This window comes from Pseudomonas sp. JS425 (assembly GCF_018223845.1).
GTDB lineage: Bacteria > Pseudomonadota > Gammaproteobacteria > Pseudomonadales > Pseudomonadaceae > Aquipseudomonas > Aquipseudomonas asiatica.
This window is the reverse complement of sequence record NZ_CP073661.1, coordinates 3,421,563-3,439,197: the sequence shown is the minus strand read 5'-3', so window position 1 is coordinate 3,439,197 and position 17,635 is coordinate 3,421,563. Positions and strand designations below refer to the sequence as shown.

The window sequence follows — 17,635 nt, the reverse complement described above, 5'->3', positions numbered from 1 at the left end:
TCCCTCATGTTCGAAGCGGCCAGGTTCGGCGACGAGATATCGCACACCAGCGCGCTGGGGGGCTTCCTGATCGGGGCAGCCCTGGGCATCGCGCTGGTGGCCACGGTGGCCATCGCCACCTTCACCTGTGGGTTCGGCGTGGCCTTGCTGGCCGGCCTCGCAGCCGGCATCGGAGGCAGCTTGCTGACCGCCGCCGGAGAGGCGATAGGCAGTATGTTCTCGTCCCCCTCAGGGACGATAACCACTGCCTCACCCAACGTTTTCATCAACAGCCGCAAGGCCGCCCGCGTCGAAAAAAGCATCGGTGCCTGCGACAAGCACCCTGGCCCGGTGCAGATCGCCGAAGGCTCGACCAATGTCTTCATCAACAGCGTCGCGGCTGCACGCAAGGGCGACAAGCTGACCTGCGGCGCGACCATTTCCGGTGGGTCGGACAACGTCATCATCGGCGGTGGCACCTACCGCTATCTGCCAGTGGATGACGAGATCCCGGAGTGGCTGCGCACCACCGTGGATGTGCTGATGGCCATCGCCGGTGCCGCGGGTGGTATCGCGCAGTTGATCAAGGCCGGTACGCAAGCCGGCATGAAAGCCATAATGCCTTGCGCCCTGAAGTTCACCGCCGGCTTCGTCGCTGGCGAGGTAGCCAGCCGCTACGTGGTCGAACCCGTCGCCCGCAGGGCCATCGGCGGCCTGGTCGGCAACCCGGTCGACCTCACCACCGGCCGCAAACTGATCCCCGACGAAATCGACTTCAGCCTGCCTGGCCTGATGCCGATCGAGTGGTCACGCTTCTACGCCAGCGACCTGACTGTCGATAGCGTGCTCGGTCGCGGCTGGGTGCTGCCTTGGGAGCAGAGCCTGCGCCGCCAGGGCTCGTTCATCTACCTCACCGACAACCAGGGCCGCGAAATCCCGTTCGTGACCTTGCAACCGGGCCAGCGCATCTACAACCCGCACGAACAGGTGTACCTGGTATGCACCGAGGGCGGCCACTACATCCTGCAAACCCTCGACAACCTGTTCTTCTATTTCGGCGAAGTGCCAGACACCAACAGCGAAGTGCCGCTGCAACGCATCGAAAACGCCCTCGGCCACTTCCTGCATTTCACCCGCACGCCCGATGGTACGCTGACCGACATCAGCGCCACCGGCGGTACCCGCGTGCACCTGCACTACGACAACCCGCTGGGTCGCCTGACCGACATCAAACGCGTGGTGAACAACGAAGCGGTGGAAACGCTCACCCAGTACCGCTATGACGAACACGGCCAGCTGAGCGCGGTGATCAACCGCAACGGCGACACGGTGCGCAGCTTCAGCTACGCCGAAGGCCTGATGGTAACCCACAGCAACGCGCTGGGCCTGGGCTGCCACTACCGTTGGGAAACCCTCGGCGACAAGCCGCGCGTGGTCGAGCACTGGACCAGCGATGGCGAGCACTACCACTTCCGCTACGACCTCGACGCCCGCACCAGCTGGGCCACCGACGTGCTCGGCCGCGAGCTGGAAGTGCAGTACAACGCCGACCACCGCGTGCTCGCCAGCCGTGACTACGGTGGCGAACGCTACGCCATCGAGCTGGACGAGCAGGGCAACATGGTTGGCCTGGATTTGCCGGACGGCAACCGGCTCGCCTTCAAGTACGATGAATACGCCCGCCTGTTGGAAGAAACCGACCCGCTGGGCCGCAAGACCACCTACGAATATCACCACCTGACCACGCTGGTGACCCAGGTCAGCTATCCGGACGGCAGCACCTGGCGAGCGCGCTACGATGACAAGGGCAACCTGCTCGCCGAATTCGATGCCCTCGGCCAGATGACCGAGTACCTGAACAGCGATGACGGCCTGCCGCATACCATCATCGATGCGACTTACAAGTCCAAGTACCTGTGGTGGAACACCCTGGCCCAGGTCGAGCGTTATCAGGACTGCTCGGGCAAGAGCACCTGGTACCGCTACGACGAACGCCAGCACCTCGTCGCGGTGACCGATGCGCTGAACCAGACCACCACCCTGGAGCGCAAGCCCGACGGCGAAGTGCTGCGCATCAGTCACCCGGACGGTACCGCGGAAACCTTCACCTACAACGTCTACGGCCAGGTAATCAGCCACACCGACGGCAAGGGCCAGACCACACGCCTGATGCGTACGGCGCGTGGCCTGCCGAGCAGCCGCCAGGATGCCAAGGGCCAGCGGGTACGCTACGAGTACGACAAGGCCGTGCGCCTGATCGCGCTGGTCAATGAGAACAACGCCACGTACAGCTTTGCCTATGACGCTTCGGACCGGCTGAGCGAAGAAGTGCGGGTGGATAACCTGACCCGGCGTTTCAGCTACAACGTCGGAGGCCATCTCACGCGGCTGGATGAGATTGGCTATGGCGAAAATGCCGAGCGGCCGGAGCGGCATACGCTGTTTGAGCGTGACACCATTGGCCGATTGGTCGCCAAGATCAACCGCGATGCGCGTCAAGACTATGCGTACGATGACGGCGACCGGTTGCTGAGCATCGAGCGGCAACCGACCGGGATCGGCAAGCAGCTTGGGATCACGGAAGAGAAGCTGGAGTACGCCTACGATCTGCTGGGGCGGCTGACCAAAGAAATCATCCCCGACGGCACGCTCGGCTACGAGTACGATCCGCTCGGCAACCTGACCACATTGACCCTGCCGGATGGCCGCAAGGTCAATCACCTGTACTACGGCAGTGGGCATCTGCACCAGCTGAACCTGGATGGCCAGGTTATCAGCGATATGGAGCGCGACGACCTGCACCGCGAGGTGTACCGGACCCAGGGCAAGCTCACCAGCTGCTTCGGTTATGACGCGATGGGGCGCAAGGCCTGGCAGTTTGCCTCGAACTTGCCGGCCGACAAGCTTTCGCAGGTGCACAACACCGGGATCAATACCTCGTTGCTGGTGGAGCATGCGTATAACCCGATCCACCGTCGCTATCAGTACGACCCGGCGGGTGAACTGGTGCGCACGCTGGACAAGCTGCGGGGTGAGATCAAATACGAGTACGAAGCCAACGGGCAGTTGCGCAGCCGTGATACCGGCTCGCTGGTGGGCAGCGAGGAGTTCCGCTACGACGCGGCGGCCAACCGGCTGGACTTCAATGCGCGGCAGTTCGACAAGGTCAAGGACAACCGGATCAGACAGTGGCGGGATCAGGAGTACCGTTACGATCCGTGGGGCAACCTGATCGAGAAGCGCTCGGGACACAGCAAGCTGCAGAGCTTTAGCTATGACTGCGAGAACCGGCTGGTGCGGGCGGAAACTGTGGTCAACGGCAAGCTGGAGAGTACCGGGCAGTACCGGTACGACAGCCTTGGGCGACGGGTGGCCAAGCAGGCGGAGATCAATGGCCAGGTCGAACAGAAGCGCTTCCTCTGGCAAGGCTTGCGGATGCTGCATGAGGAGACGCCGGGGCAGAGCATCCTGTACCTGTATGAGCCGGGCAGCTATGCGCCGTTGGCGCGGATCGATCAGGTGGAGGGGGAAGAGCAGAAGCTCTATTACTTCCATACTGACCAGATTGGTACGCCGTTGGAGCTTACGAACAGTGACGGCAAGATCGTCTGGCAGGCGACGTATCGCTCATGGGGTGAGATAGAGCAGATAACCGTCAATAGAGTTGAGCAGAACCTACGTTTTCAAGGTCAATACTATGATGTTGAAACGGGAATTTATTATAATACTTTTCGTTATTATGATTCGCAAATAGGTAGGTTTTGCACTCAGGATCCTATTGGCCTCAATGGTGGTCTGAATTTATATCAATATGTCCCAAATCCACTATCCTGGATCGATCCTTGGGGGTGGATGCCATTTTGGAAGCCCTTGAAACCTGACGGTATGGGGCACCATCCGTTCCCCCGTGCTCATGCAAACACCCATGGGTTCCCAGAGCTAGGTACCAAGCTCGACTCGCCATCATGGTTCCCCAATGAGATTGAAGGTTCTGATAAGCTACATCAGCAATTCCATGATGCAATAAAGAAAGAAGGTGTACCGTTTAACAAGAAGTTTGAAGGGACGTCTGAAGAATTGGTTAAGAAGCTAAACAAGGCTTACGAGGGGTTCCCTCAAAAGGGCACGTTAAAAATTCCTCTTACCGGACAAGTGCTTGCGAAAGATGTAACTATTGGTGAGGCCCTAACTAAGTCGCTTGGCAAAGGCAGTGGTAACAATTCTGCAGGAGGATGCGGGTAATGAAACGGAGTGCGTTGATAGAGCTGTATGCTCCAGGAATAGTATTGTTTGATCCGGTACAATTTGCGGCTTTCATAAAAAGCAAAGGGTTAACAGATGCAAATATCTTTAATGCTTTTTTGAAAGACGAAGCGCTTGGGCGGCAGGCGATTGAACAGGGGGTGGTTTTTCCTATATACCAAATTTCGGAGCAAGAATACTCTGTTTTTACAGAGTGTCAAAATGTGGGGGTGGATGATTTGCCTGAGCCGGTATTCGAGTATTCAGGACTTCCTTTGGTAATAGTTTCTGGTGTCCTGATTGTTTCGGATCTCAATGCGCTATTTGACTGGGATGAAGATTTTTTCCTAAATTACAAAGCCGAGTATGCTTCTCGACTTCCGAGTAATGATTATATTGATGTTGAGCCTGGTATTTATAGTTTGTCCATCAAGGGATATGCAGGGCTTCGTGAATATGGTTCGGAATACGGATATGGACTCGAGTTTATCTCTGTCCCAGTTCTGCCAGTAGTTGCTGATGGTTCCGATGTGAGTCATCTTGATTTTGAACTGGTTGCTTGTTGAGTTTTAAAATGTGATTGAGCTGCTTGAGCTGGGCTGTGGTCGTTATTTTTCCTGATGATTTAATGCTTCGAGGGCATAGATCTTTAAAAACATGATCGATTCAGTGGGGCTGATTTAGCCCCATTTCTTTTTAGTTATAAAGGCAAATGACCTGGGGCATTGGGTTTGTCCGATCTATTGACCGAGCCATAACAGCGATGACGGCCTGCCGCATACCATCATCGACGCGACCTACCAGTCCAAGTACCTACGGTGGAGCACCCTGGCACAGGTCGAGCGTTATCAGGACTGCTCGGGCAAGAGCACCTGGTACCGCTACGACGAACGCCAGCACCTGATCGCGGTGACCGATGCGCTGAACCAGACCACTTCGCTGGAACGCAAACCCGACGGTGAAGTGCTGCGCATCCATCACCCGGATGGCACTGCCGAACGCTTCACCTACAACGTAAGGGATCCATGAACACCACATTCAAAGCCGACAGTTGATCCCTGAAGCTGTGCTCCCGATTTCTCTCTGGAGCCAGCACGTCATGATGCGACCCGACACCAAAGTCGAAAAGGTATACCTTTACCCCAAACCGGTGGACTTCCGAAAATCCATCGACGGTCTGGCCGCCCTGGTCGAACTAGATATCAAGGTGGCCGTGTTCGACCCTGTGCTGTTCGTTTTTCTTAATCGGCCCCGTAATCGAGTGAAAATCCTTTATTGGGAGCGCAACGGCTTCTGCCTTTGGCTCAAGCGCCTCGAATCCGAACGTTTTAAAACATCTCCCGATATCACCGACGACGCCATCGTGCTGACGGTTCAGGAGCTGAACTGGCTACTCGACGGCTTTGATCTGTGGCGCAACCGTCCACATCAGGTTTTGACCCCGCGATTCGTGGCTTGATTGGGTATAATCCGCGGCATGATTTCCATGCCCGACACCCTTCCCGATGACCCGGCTGTGCTCAAGCAATTAATTGCTCAGATGCAGTCCAAGGTCGTTCATCTTGAAGAGCAGAATGCGCTGCTGCGCCAGCGCTTGTTTGGTCGCAAGTCAGAACAAACGACTGATCCGGCAACACCGCAATTAGTATTGTTCAACGAAGCCGAAAGCGTCGCTGAACCTGTTGCCGAAGACGTTGATGAAGAAGCCGTCGCGCCGACTAAGCGCCGTGGTAAACGCAAGCCGCTGCCTGCGGATTTGCCACGCATCGAAGTTATCCACGAACTCCCCGAGCACGAACTGACCTGCACCTGTGGCTGCCGCAAACACACCATCGGTGAAGAAGTCAGCGAGCAGCTCGAAATCGTGCCGATGCAGATCCGCGTGATCAAACACATTCGCAAGGTTTACGGTTGCCGCGGTTGTGAAACCGCCCCGGTCACCGCCGACAAGCCGGCGCAGCTGATCGAAAAGAGTATGGCCAGCCCCAGTGTTTTAGCGATGCTGCTGACCACCAAATACGTTGATGGCCTGCCACTGCACCGCTTCGAAAAAGTGCTGAGCCGTCATGGTATCGACATCTCGCGTCAAACCCTGGCCCGCTGGGTGATCCAGTGCGGCGAACATCTGCAACCGCTGCTCAATCTGATGCGTGATCGGCTACTGGAAAGTCGCGTGATCCACTGCGACGAAACCCGCGTGCAGGTGCTGAAAGAACCGGATCGAGAGGCGACCAGCCAATCCTGGATGTGGGTGCAAACCGGCGGCCCACCCGGCAAACCAGTGATCCTGTTCGACTACTCGACCAGCCGTGCGCAGGAAGTGCCTTCGCGTCTGCTGGAAAGTTATTGCGGCTATTTGATGACCGACGATTACGCCGGTTACAACGCCGTGGCCGTACAACCAGGTATCGAGCGTATGGGCTGCTGGGCGCATGCTCGACGCAAGTTTGTTGAAGCGCAGAAAGTGCAACCGAAAGGCAAGACTGGGCGGGCCGATATCGCGCTGAACTTGATCAACAAGTTGTACGGAATCGAGCGTGACCTGAAAGACGCCAGCGACGAGCAGCGCCACCAAGGTCGTCAGCAAGACAGCCTGCCGATCCTTGCGCAACTGCACGGCTGGCTGGAGAAAACCCAGCCGCAAGTGACCGCGCAAAACGCACTGGGCAAAGCCGTCGGTTATCTGGCCAGCAACTGGAACAAACTCAAACGTTATGTCGAGGCGGGTCACCTGCCGATCGACAACAATCCGGCAGAAAGAGCGATAAGGCCTTTTGTCATTGGGCGCAAGGCCTGGCTGTTTAGCGACACGCCCAAGGGCGCCGTTGCCAGCGCTCAAATCTATAGCCTAGTCGAGACCGCCAAAGCCAACAGTCAGGAGCCCTATGCGTGGCTGCGCCACGTGCTGGAGCGACTGCCGCATGCGCAGTCGGTGGCGGACTATGAAGCGCTGCTGCCGTGGAACTGCTCGCGAGAGTTACCACGTCAAGCCTGAACCTATCCCAGGGTGGGTCATGCCGAGGCTCTCTTGGGATGTCCTTTGTTGTACCGCCAAATACGCCAAACACGTAATAGACTCGGGACATTTTTTGGGGCTGCCTCCCCTGGAAAACTAGAAAGTCCTGAGCCCGATACAAAAAAGGGCCGGTGTCAAGCCCTTCGTGCAAATCACGCGAGGCTTGAAACCATATACGGGGCAATAGGTTAGCTCTGTTTCGTGCCGCTTGCAGGGGATGCGGCGTTGTGGGCTGGGAGCCACATGAGAGCCCTGGGAAAGCAAGCCGGGTCGCGCTGTAGCGGTGACGATTGCCAAGGGACGGTGGGCTTATTCGGTCATCATAGCCCAATGGTTGGCTGCGCTCCAGAACTAAGAACGTGCAGCGTTGGCGGAACCTTCAAAGGATGGCGGTAGCCCCGAACCCTAATCAACAGCTTGACCTGAGCCGGCGAGATCGGCTTTGACTTCTGCTCCAATGCATAAAAAGTGTCCGCAACACCGTTTGAGGGACATGCAACAAGGTGTATAGTCAAGAGCAGCAAAAGTTCACTGTATCTTTCCGGTCACCATAGGGGGAAAAATGGCTGATAAAAAAGTAGTTTTCATTGCATTCGCTATCGAGGACGAGAGGCAGAGGGATTTCCTTAAAGGACAATCGTTGAGTCCACGAGCTCCTTACGAATTTGTAGATATGTCGGTTAAAGAACCGTATGACAAGGATTGGAAAGATCGCGTCCGCACTCGCATCAGACGGTCTCACGGTGTAATAGTGCTGGTGAGCAAAAATTCTCTCAATTCAAGCGGTCAGAAATGGGAAATTCAATGCGCCAAAGAGGAAAATAAGCCGATTCGTGGAATCTGGGCCTATTCGACAGATCGAACACAAATTTCTGGCGTTACCACTTATGCGTGGAGTGACAAGAATATTAGCGATTTTATCGACTCGCTATAGGTCAAGGTCATGCGCAAAGCACTAATAGTAGGGATTGATCATTACGCAAATATAAATTCCCTCAGCGGCTGCGTTAACGATGCCCACTCTGTCAAGGCGGTTTTGGAGCGACACGCCGATGGGACTGTCAATTTTGCAACTCCCCGAGTGATAACTGGAACAGGTCCAGCCGACATTGTTGAAAAGCATTTCCTCAAAGATGCTGTACGAGAGCTTTTTAGCGGCGATGCAGATATTGCGCTGTTCTATTTTGCCGGGCATGGATACATTGAGGATACCGGCGGCTTCCTTTGCGCAGGAGATTGCAGAACGGGCGATGATGGACTTGCTTTGTCGGAAGTTATGACTCTAGCCAACAACTCTAGGGCAAAGAATAAAGTCATTATTCTGGACAGCTGCCATAGTGGTATTGCAGGAGACACCTCGAATCTGGCCGGATTTGCTGAAATAAAAGAAGGAACAACAATCCTCACTGCATCAACAGCAGAGCAATATGCCATGGAAGCTCCGGGCGGCGGCTCTGGTGTTTTTACAAACTTATTTGTTGATGCGCTTGGCGGGGCTGCTGCGAACCTTGTTGGCGATGTTACCCCAGGTAGCGTCTACGCTCACATTGATCAATCACTTGGCCCATGGGCGCAGCGTCCTGTATTTAAGACAAACGTTAAAACTTTTGTTTCTCTAAGGAAGGCTGCACCTCCAATTGGCCTGGCCGATCTCCAGGCCATAATAAGGCATTTCCCGAGTGCAGATTATCAATTACCCCTAGATCCCTCATATGAGCCGGAACGCTCCGAGGAACAGCGCAATGACCCAACCATTCCAGCGCCCAATCCAGTGAATAACGCTATATTCGCCATCCTTCAGCGATATGTAAAAGTTAATCTTGTTCGGCCTGTTGGCGCACCCCATATGTGGCACGCTGCCATGCAGAGAAAAGCTTGCGAGTTAACAGTGTTAGGTCAGCATTATTGGAATCTCGTAAAAGAAGGCTTAATATAGGTCTTGAAATGACAGACAACTTATCTCTATTGTCACGCAAAGATCTCATAGAGAAACTAGCCGCTATTGAACATGAACGCTGGGCTCATTGGCAAAGCTATCTGCATGAGCAATGTGTGCGTCAAGAAGATGGCTCGCTTATAATTCCCGCCAAGCTTGCAGAGCGTTGGGAAAAGCAAATAGCCACCCCATATACAAGCCTAAGCGATGAAGAGAAAAATAGTGATCGAGAGCAAGTTTATAGGTACTTGCCAGTTATAGAGTCAGAGCTAAGCTCGGATTGGAGATGAGTTCCGAGTCCTCTTAAGATGCTAAATTTATATATCTATTTTCGGATTTTCCTGAATCCCCGATCCCCCGCCATGAAGGCTTCCAGCATGTGCGGGATCAGCGTCGCTGCATCGACAGATTCGCCATAGGTTTGCGCATGGAGCTGCGCATAGCGGTCGAGTTCGTCTTTCAGACTGGCCGGGCATGTAAAAGTCAGCTTGACGCTGCTGCTGGACGGCAGCGGCCCCAGCCGCAATTTCTTGGTTGGCGTGCTCATCGTGATGTTCCTCGATTGAACATGAGCGGCTGGTAGGGGCGAAGCGTCAAATCGCGCGCAACGATGATCCGCACCGGCAGGCCCGGCCGACTGGTCAAGGTCGGCTGGATGTTCATGTTGCGGCGGGTCATCTCCTGGCCGACCTGATTGATGCTGTCCTGCGCGCTGTCGCGCCCGGCGATGATGATGCGATCGCCGTCCTGACGGTTCTCCGGCGCGGCCAGTTCGGCGCCGACGCCCAGCAGCGTCGTCAGCGCCGCCCCGGCGAAGATGCGGCCCCAGTGGTAGTCCACGTCGTCTTCCAGCCCGGCATAGCCGGCCGGATCGGTGCCCACCAGGTTGTCGAGCGTGAGCGAAGACGTGTCCGGCAGGATGATCCGGTTCCAGACGACTTGAACGCGGCTCTGCCCGTAGCTGACCTGGCTGTTGTAGCGGCCGAGGATGCGCGAACCCTGCGGGATCAGCAGGAACTTGCCCGTGGCCGTGTCATAGACCGGCTCCGTGACCGTGGCGATCACGTCGCCCGGCAAGTCTGACTTGATGCCCGTCACCAGCGCGCCGGCGATCACCGTCCCGGCCATGACCTGATACGGCGAAGCCGGCAGGGTCAGGTTGCCGGAATTGCGGGTTTCCGTAGAAGCGCCTTGCAGGAACGCCTCCTTCTGTTCCTGCCGGTTCTGTACGGTGGTCGGATCGGCGGGCTGGGCCGCCGTCGAGGCCGGCCCGGCCGCCATCGGATCGAAGGCCGCATTGGCAGAGAAGCCCGGCGCAGCGGCGACCTGCGACTGCGCCACCGGCACGGCGCCTTGCGTGCCCGTGCGGAAGAACACCGACGATGCGGCCGCTTCCTCGGCCTCCTTCAACCGGGCCAGGCGCTCGGCCTCGGCCGGGTCGTGGCCTGGCGGCGCGTAGCCGACCGTCGGCTGCTGCTGTGCATTGACGATGGCCGGGCCAAGATCGCCCGGCAGCGGCGGCCCAAGTTCCGGCATCTCGGGCGGCAAGGCGGGCGGCAGTTGGGAATAGTCGGTCGGCAGCCGCTCCAGTCCTTCGGAGCGCGAAACGCGATCGACGTTGTACAGCTCGGTGGATTCGCCTGCGCCGCGCCGCTGCGGTTGCAGCGACCACATCAGCGCGCCCAGCACCGCCACCGACAGGCCGCCGGCGAGGATCGCCAGCACGCGCCGGTTCAAGCGCGTGACCGGGCGCGGCTGGGCGCGCAGCGCCACCGTTTCCGGGGCCACCTTGTCCGCCTGCGGGATGGCAAGGTCGGGAGTGTCGTCCTGGCTCATGCTCAATTCCTCCGCGCCACGCCGTCGGTGCGCTCGATCCGCACCACGTCGCCCTTGTCCCCACCCAGGCGCAGTTCGGCCGCGCCGAACAGGCGATCCACGATGTAGTACGGCGAGCGGAAACGGTAGTTCACCAGTTGTCCGTCACCTTGCGCGCCGATGACGAACAAGGGCGGCAGCTCACCCTGGGCGATGCCGGCCGGGAACTGGATATAGACCTTCTCGCCGTCATCGAAGGCGCGCAGCGGTTTCCACGACGGTTTGCCGCCGCTGATCGCGTAGCGGAAGCGGATGCGCTCCAGCGACAGGCCGGCATCAACCGGCGCGGCGGCGTTGGCCGCCTGTGCCTGGCGCTGCAACGCCAGCATCCGGTCGCGCGGGTAGTCCCAGGAGACGGATGCCATCCACGCGCGCTCGGTCGAGGTCAGCTCCAGCAGATAGGTGCGGCGATTGGTGGTGATGACCAGATTCGTCTTGAGGCCCGAACGCACGGGCTTGACCAGCACATTGACGCGCAGCTCGTCGCCGGCACCGCTGGATGTGTCGCCGACGATCCAGCGCACGGTGTCGCCGGCGGCCACCGTCACCAGTTCCTCGCCCGGCTGGAGCGAAACCACGGTCACACGCCCCGGCGCGGCATAGACCTGATAGAGCGCGCCATCGGTGAAGGGCCAGACTTGAATCGCATTGACGTAGCCTTCGCGTGTGGGCGCGATGCGCGCCTCTGCATTGGCCTTCGACACGCGCACGGTCTCGTCGGCCGGTTCCGGCGCGGGCTTGGCCTCGTCCACCTCCGGCAGCGGCTTTAGCTGCGCCGGCAGCGCCAGCGGCTCGGGAATGGCAACAACCTCCACCGGCTGGGGCGGTTCGGGCAGCGGCTGGGCCTGCACCGGCTCATCGAGCGAGATGGTTGGCGGCGGCTTGCCCTGAGTGGCGCAGCCCGAGAACAGGACAGTCGAGGCCAGCAGGATCAACGGCAAAGCGTAAAAGCGGAAAGGCAGGTTCATGGCTTGGCTCCTTCGGAAGAATCCAGTTCGCGGCTCCACGACAGGCCGTTGACGTAGATACCCAGCGGGTTCTTGCGCAGGCGCTGCTCGCTGCGCGGGGTTTGCAGGACGGTGGAAAGCACCGCGTTCCAGCGTTCGGTGCCGGCGGGTGCGCCGTTGACGTACCGCTGTTCCGTCCAGCGGACGTTGAACGAGGCATCGCTCGCGCGCGTGACGCTGGTGATCTGCACCGTCACCGACTCGCGGCCGACGCGGGCGAACGGATCGTTCTTGCTGGCGTAATCGTTGAGCACGGCCGCGCCGCGGTCGGTGGTGTAGTCGTAGGCATCGAGCCAGTTCTGCCGCACGACGATGGGGTCGATGGACAGCGAGCGCACCAGACTGACGAAGTGCGCCAAGTGGTAGGCGATCTGCGCATCAGCCGGCTTGTATGGCGTGGCGGCCTCGCCGACCGCACGCACTTGTCCGGCCTGATCGACCTCGATGACGTAGGGCGTCACGATGGACTGCGCCGAGCGCCAGACCAGGCCGCCGGCCATCAGCAGCGCCAGCACCAGGCAACCGAAGGCCATCAAACGCCAGTTCTTCGCCTGCACGCGGGCCGAGCCGATGCGCTCGTCCCACACCTGGGCGGCGGCTTGATACGGGGTGGCAGGCTGCGGCGTATCGGCATAGCGCACCTGCGGTCGCTTGAATCGCATAAGGGTTCTCCTTGGTGGTCAGGTATCGGAATCGCGCAGGCTCGGGCCTTGCCCCGAGCCGCCGCCGTCGCCACCGCGAAGCGTGTGGGCGGCGGTGGTCGCGGCATGGGTGATCTGCTGGCGGCGGTGCATCCGCTTGGCCCAGGCGGGCTGCTCTTGCTTCTGCGAGCCGGCGGCGCCGTCCGCGCCGTCGCCTGCGGCGGATTGGCCGGACGCGGCCCCTGCGCCGTCATCGCCCGAAGATCCGTTCCAGCCGGAACGGAAGGAACTGGTCATCTTCTGCCCGGCGGCGGACGCGCCCGACGCGGCACGGCGGCCAGCGGCCTGTGCGCCGGTCTTGGCGATGTTGCCAAGACCAGCCGCCGCGCCTTTGGCCCCGCCGCCCGCAGCGGCGGAGCCGGCCTGGAACGCCGACCGGGCGCTGCCTGCCGCCGACGTGGCGGCACGCGCCCCAGCGCCGGCCAACTTGGCGGCGGCTGGCGCCATGCGCGCCCCGGCTGCTACGGCACCACCTACGCCGGTCGCGGCGGCACCGATGGCAACGCCCGTGCCGACAGCGCCGACAGCGGCACCGGCCATCGCGCCCGCGCCAAGCTGCGGCGCCCCGGACACCAGGCCGGTGGCGATGCCGGGGCCGAAGATGCCCAGTGCCAGCAGAGCGAGCGAGGCCAGCATCACCACCAGGGCATGGTCGATGGAAGGCTCATCCGGCACGGTCTGGAATTCGGCGAACAGCCCCGAGCCGATGCCGACGATCACGGCCAGCACCAGCACCTTGATACCGGCCGATACCACGTTGCCCAGCACCTTCTCGGCCAGGAAGCTGGTCTTGTTCCACAAGGCGAACGGCACCAGCACGAAGCCGGCGAGCGTGGTCAGCTTGAACTCGATCAGCGTGATGAAAAGCTGCACGGCCAGCACGAAGAAGCAGAGGATCACCACTAGCCACGCGAGGAACATCACCACGATCGGGTCGATGTTCGTGAACACTTCGGGGAAGCCAGCCATGTCGCCGATCTGTTCCAGAATCGGCGCCCCCGCGTCGATGCCGGTCTTCGCCAGCCGCCCCGGTTGCAGGAAGTTCTCCATCGTGATGGCCGAGCCGGTGGCCGTCAGGCCCAGGCCGGCGAACGAGCGGAACACGATGCCGGCCAGCCAGTTGAAGTTGCCGATGATGTAGGCGAACGCACCGACGTAGAGCACCTTGCGAAGCAGCTTGGCGATCACGTCCTCGCCCTGGCCGGTGGCGTGGCTCATGGCCCAATACAGGCCGGCGATGGTCATGTCGATGACGATGAGCGTGGCGGTGAGAAACGCCACTTCGCCTTGCAGCAGGCCGAAACCCGAGTCGATGTAGCGCGAGAAGGTATCGAGGAAGCGGTCGATGATGGTCACGTCGTTCATGGCGTGTCCTCCGGTGGGGCGAGCGGCGTGTCGCCTTCTTGCATGTCGTCGGCGGGTGTATCGAAGCTCGGCGGGATTGGCGGCAGTTCGGCCAGCGAGTCGTACTCGTCCGGCCCGGTATGGCCGGCGAAGAAGCGCTGCCGGAAGGCTTCGGCGGCGGCGCGGCAGGCGTCCTCGCCCACGGCCTGCCGGTCAGCCGCGCATTGCCCGCGCAGCGCCTTGAGCCGCACGGGATCGGCGGCCAAGGCGTCGGCCAGGTTCTCGGCCGGCTGCTGGCCGCAAGCGGTCAGCAGCACGGTCAGCAGGACGGAAGCGCATCGCATGACCGTCTCCCGTCAATTGCCATAGAAGTCCACGCGCTGCGGCGTGTACGGCGTGCCGGTGCCGAGGAAGCGCCGTCGTACTTCGCGGGCGCGCTCTGTGGCCGCCGCCTGCCGCGCCAGCTCCAGCGCAGTCGCCCGGTCTTGCGTGATCTGGAGCCGCTGCGACTGGATCGACTGCTTGGCCTGCAAGGCCAGCAGTTGGTTCATGGCCTGCGTTGCCTGCAACGCGCCTTCGGCCGACTGGCTCTTGCTCACGAGGTCTGCCAGTACGCTTTCGTCTTCGCCCAGGTTCTGCGACACCTGGGCCTGCATCTGCATCGTGGTCTGCAAGCCGTTGAGCGTGTTCCGCCAACGCTCCTGTGCGTCGCGGTACATCTGGTCGCCGCTGACCGTGGCGGCGTACTGCTCGGGATACAGGCGCGCGAACTCCCGATCCAGATTCGTCACGTCGTAGGCCAAGCCCCTGGCCTGGGCGATCAGCCGCTCGGTCGTCGCCAGATTGGCGCGCAACTGGTTCACCACACTGGACGGCAGGCTGGCGAGGTTGCGCGCCTGGTTCATCAGCATCTGCGCTTCGTTCTGGAGCTGCTGGATCTGGTTGTTGATCTGCTCCAGCGTGCGGATCGCGGTCAGCGTGTTCTGCACGAGGTTCGTGGGATCGACCACGACCCATTGCGCATGGGCGGTGGCGGTGCAAAGCATGGCCGCGACAGCGGCGGCGATTAGGCGCTTCTTCATGACATGTTCTCCAGGGGTTGGTCAGCGAGGGAACCCGGCGCAAGGCCGGGGAACGAGGGCAGCAGGTCGGCCGCCCAATCGAGGCCGCGATGGCGCAGCCAGGCGCCCGCGAAGCCGGGTACGCCGGCATCCAGCAGCACGCGATCCATGTCGCGCTGGTCTTGCGGTGTGGAAGCGCCGGCGAAGGCCAGCGTCGCCGGCCCCAGGTCGAGGTCGAACAGGCGGTTTCCGAGACGGGATTGGTAGTAGTAGTCGCGCTTGGGCTGCGCGGTGGCGACGATTTCGATCTGCCGCCTGTTGAGGCCGAAGCCCTCGTAGATCGTGCGAATCTGCGGCTCGGTCGCCTGCGGGTTGGCGAGGAAAATGCGGCTCGCGCAGCTCTCGATGATCGCGGGCGCGATGCTCGAATCCTTGATGTCCGCGAGCGACTGCGTGGAGAAGATGACGCTGACGTTCTTTTTCCTGAGCGTCTTGAGCCATTGCCGGATACGCGCGGCAAACACCGGGTCATCGAGGAACAGCCACGCTTCATCGAGGATCAGCAGCGTGGGCGCACCGTCAAATCGTTCATCGAAGCGCGCAAAGAGGTAATGCAGCACGGCCATGACGGCGGCCTTGCTGTGCATCAGCTCCTCCATCTCGAAGCACTGCACGTCGGCCATGCCCAGCCGGTCATGGTCGGCGTCCAGCAGCTTGCCGTGGGCACCGCCGAGCACATAGGGCGACAGCGCCTGCCGCAGTGTGTTCGATTGCAGCAGCACGGAAAGCCCCGTCATCGTGCGCTGCTCCAACGGCGCACCGGCGAGGCTTCCCAGCGCCGACCAGATAGCCGCTTTCTCGTCGGGGCCGACCGCCACGCCTTCATGCAGCAAGCGGCCTTCGATCCATTCGGCCGCCCAGGTGCGGGAGCCCTCGCGGTCGATGCGTGCCAAGGGCTGGAAGGCAATTTCGCCATCCGTCCCGAGGTCGTAGTGCTCGCCGCCCAGCCCGAGAACCGTGGCGCGCATCGAGCGGCCCATGTCGAACGCGAAGATGCGCGAGCCGCGATAGCGGCGGAACTGCATTGCCAGCGTGGCGAGCAGGACCGACTTGCCCATGCCGGTCGGCCCGGCGACTACCGTGTGGCCCACGTCGCCGATGTGCGTCACCAGCCGGAACGGCGTGGCGCCATCGGTGCGTGTGACGATCAGCGGCGGGCCGTCGAGGTGGTCGTTGTTTTCCGGCCCGGCCCATACCGCCGACAGGGGCATCATGTGCGCCAGGTTCAACGTCGAGACGATGGGCTGCCGCACGTTGGCGTAGGCATTGCCTGGAATGGACGACAGCCACGCATCCACGGCGTTGAGCGTTTCGGGGATGGTCACGAAGCCCCGGCCCTGGATGACACGCTCCACCATGCGCAGCTTCTCGTCCGCCACGGCGGCGTCCGTGTCCATGACGGTGACGGTCGCCGTCAGGTAGCCGAAGGCAACTTGGTCGCTGCCCAACTCCTGCAAGGCAGCGTCGGCGTCGGCCGCCTTGTTGTTGGCGTCGGTATCCACCAGCGGGCTTTCCTGCTGGAAGATCGTTTCGCGCAGCAGCGCGATGACGTTCTTCCTTTTCGCAAACCACTGGCGGCGCAGGCGCCCCAACTCTCGTTCCGCCTCGGCTTTGTCGAGGCAGAGAAAGCGCGTGCTCCAGCGGTAGGCAAAGCCGAGGCGGTTGAGGTCGTCCAGAATCCCCGGCCAGGTCGAGGTCGGGAAGCCCCGCACCGACACCACGCGCAGGTGCTGGTCGCCCAGCATGGGCGCCAGGCCACCGACCAGCGCGGAGTCGGTCAGCAGCGCGTCGATGTGGAATGGCACTTCGGGCACGCCGACGCGGTAGCGCCGCGTCGAGATAGTGGCGTGCAGGTAGGTCAGCGTCTGGCTGTCATCGAGCCAAGCAATTTCTGGCATCACGCCGTCGAGAAGGTCGAAGACGCGATCGGTTTCCGCGACGAAGGCTTGCAGCCGCTCGCGCCAGTCCACGCCATTCGTCGGCGTGTTCTCGTAGAGCATCTTGGCTGCACGTGCGCGGGATTCCTCCGGCGGCAGGTACACCAGCGTCAGGTGGTAGCCACTCTCGAAGTCGTTGCCCGATTCCTCGAAGGTGGCGCGGCGTTCCTCGTCCACGAGCCACGACAGCGGCTCGGGAAACTCCGAGTGCGGATAGTCGGCGGCGGCGCGGCGCTCGGCCTCGATGAACAGAGCCCAGCCCGAACCCAGCCGGCGCAGCGCGTTGTTCAGACGCGCCGACGTGGCGATCAGCTCGCCTTGCGTGGCGCTGTCGAGATCAGGCCCACGAAACCGGGCCGTGCGCTGGAAACTGCCGTCCTTGTTCAAGACGATGCCAGGCGCGACCAACCCGGTCCAGGGCAGCCAGTCGGCGAGCAGCGCCGGGCGCTGGCGGTATTCGGCGAGGTTCAGCATCGC

The 17,635-nt window shown here is 60.9% G+C and carries 15 protein-coding genes and 1 pseudogene; 8 read left to right on the top strand and 8 right to left on the bottom strand.

The window, feature by feature from the left end:
* The first annotated feature begins 6 nt into the window (after positions 1 to 6).
* From KDB76_RS16120 to KDB76_RS16085, 8 genes and pseudogenes are all read left to right on the top strand, one after another.
* Positions 7 to 4,221 (top strand): RHS repeat-associated core domain-containing protein, encoded by a 4,215-nt coding sequence (locus KDB76_RS16120; protein WP_038409682.1) that lies wholly within the window; start codon positions 7 to 9, stop codon positions 4,219 to 4,221.
* Entirely contained in the window at positions 4,221 to 4,787 is a 567-nt protein-coding gene (locus KDB76_RS16115) for a hypothetical protein (RefSeq protein ID WP_023662905.1), read from the top strand. Before KDB76_RS16120 ends, KDB76_RS16115 begins: the two co-directional genes overlap by 1 nt.
* Before the next feature lie 205 nt (positions 4,788 to 4,992).
* Positions 4,993 to 5,120: pseudogene (locus KDB76_RS30170) on the top strand (hypothetical protein); the annotation flags it as partial.
* A gap of 200 nt (positions 5,121 to 5,320) precedes the next feature.
* On the top strand, positions 5,321 to 5,680 hold the full coding sequence (tnpB, locus tag KDB76_RS16105) for an IS66 family insertion sequence element accessory protein TnpB (RefSeq protein WP_024086151.1): 360 nt from the start codon (positions 5,321 to 5,323) through the stop codon (positions 5,678 to 5,680).
* Between the two features lie 18 nt (positions 5,681 to 5,698).
* Entirely contained in the window at positions 5,699 to 7,216 is a 1,518-nt protein-coding gene (locus tag KDB76_RS16100; protein WP_024086152.1) for an IS66 family transposase, read from the top strand.
* 583 nt (positions 7,217 to 7,799) lie between these two features.
* On the top strand, positions 7,800 to 8,171 hold the full coding sequence (locus KDB76_RS16095; protein WP_071540641.1) for a TIR domain-containing protein: 372 nt from the start codon (positions 7,800 to 7,802) through the stop codon (positions 8,169 to 8,171).
* Between the two features lie 9 nt (positions 8,172 to 8,180).
* Positions 8,181 to 9,173, top strand: a complete 993-nt coding sequence (locus KDB76_RS16090) for a caspase family protein (RefSeq protein WP_071540640.1) — start codon at positions 8,181 to 8,183, stop codon at positions 9,171 to 9,173.
* Positions 9,174 to 9,181: 8 nt separating this feature from the next.
* The gene (locus KDB76_RS16085) at positions 9,182 to 9,463 is read left to right on the top strand and encodes a hypothetical protein (protein ID WP_071540639.1); all 282 of its coding nucleotides are present in this window, start codon (positions 9,182 to 9,184) and stop codon (positions 9,461 to 9,463) included.
* Between the two features lie 35 nt (positions 9,464 to 9,498).
* Here the strand turns inward: KDB76_RS16085 and KDB76_RS16080 are convergent, their stop codons facing one another.
* The 8 genes from KDB76_RS16080 to trbE are packed head-to-tail and all read right to left on the bottom strand — an operon-like array spanning position 9,499 to position 17,632.
* Positions 9,499 to 9,720, bottom strand: coding sequence for a DUF2274 domain-containing protein (locus KDB76_RS16080; RefSeq protein WP_033938303.1), 222 nt, complete (start codon positions 9,718 to 9,720; stop codon positions 9,499 to 9,501).
* On the bottom strand, positions 9,717 to 11,009 hold the full coding sequence (locus KDB76_RS16075) for a TrbI/VirB10 family protein (RefSeq protein WP_033938305.1): 1,293 nt from the start codon (positions 11,007 to 11,009) through the stop codon (positions 9,717 to 9,719). Before KDB76_RS16075 ends, KDB76_RS16080 begins: the two co-directional genes overlap by 4 nt.
* A gap of 2 nt (positions 11,010 to 11,011) precedes the next feature.
* On the bottom strand, positions 11,012 to 12,016 hold the full coding sequence (trbG, locus tag KDB76_RS16070) for a P-type conjugative transfer protein TrbG (RefSeq protein WP_033938307.1): 1,005 nt from the start codon (positions 12,014 to 12,016) through the stop codon (positions 11,012 to 11,014).
* Complete coding sequence (gene trbF, locus KDB76_RS16065; protein WP_033938308.1) at positions 12,013 to 12,717, bottom strand: conjugal transfer protein TrbF; 705 nt, start codon at positions 12,715 to 12,717, stop codon at positions 12,013 to 12,015. The genes trbG and trbF overlap by 4 nt, the downstream gene beginning before the upstream one ends.
* Positions 12,718 to 12,735: 18 nt before the next feature.
* Complete coding sequence (gene trbL / locus KDB76_RS16060) at positions 12,736 to 14,121, bottom strand: P-type conjugative transfer protein TrbL (RefSeq protein WP_058158355.1); 1,386 nt, start codon at positions 14,119 to 14,121, stop codon at positions 12,736 to 12,738.
* Entirely contained in the window at positions 14,118 to 14,444 is a 327-nt protein-coding gene (locus KDB76_RS16055) for a hypothetical protein (protein WP_058158356.1), read from the bottom strand. The genes trbL and KDB76_RS16055 overlap by 4 nt, the downstream gene beginning before the upstream one ends.
* Before the next feature lie 12 nt (positions 14,445 to 14,456).
* Positions 14,457 to 15,182, bottom strand: coding sequence for a P-type conjugative transfer protein TrbJ (trbJ, locus tag KDB76_RS16050; protein WP_212632160.1), 726 nt, complete (start codon positions 15,180 to 15,182; stop codon positions 14,457 to 14,459).
* The gene (trbE, locus tag KDB76_RS16045; protein WP_212632159.1) at positions 15,179 to 17,632 is read right to left on the bottom strand and encodes a conjugal transfer protein TrbE; all 2,454 of its coding nucleotides are present in this window, start codon (positions 17,630 to 17,632) and stop codon (positions 15,179 to 15,181) included. The genes trbJ and trbE overlap by 4 nt, the downstream gene beginning before the upstream one ends.
* Between the last annotated feature and the right edge of the window lie 3 nt (positions 17,633 to 17,635).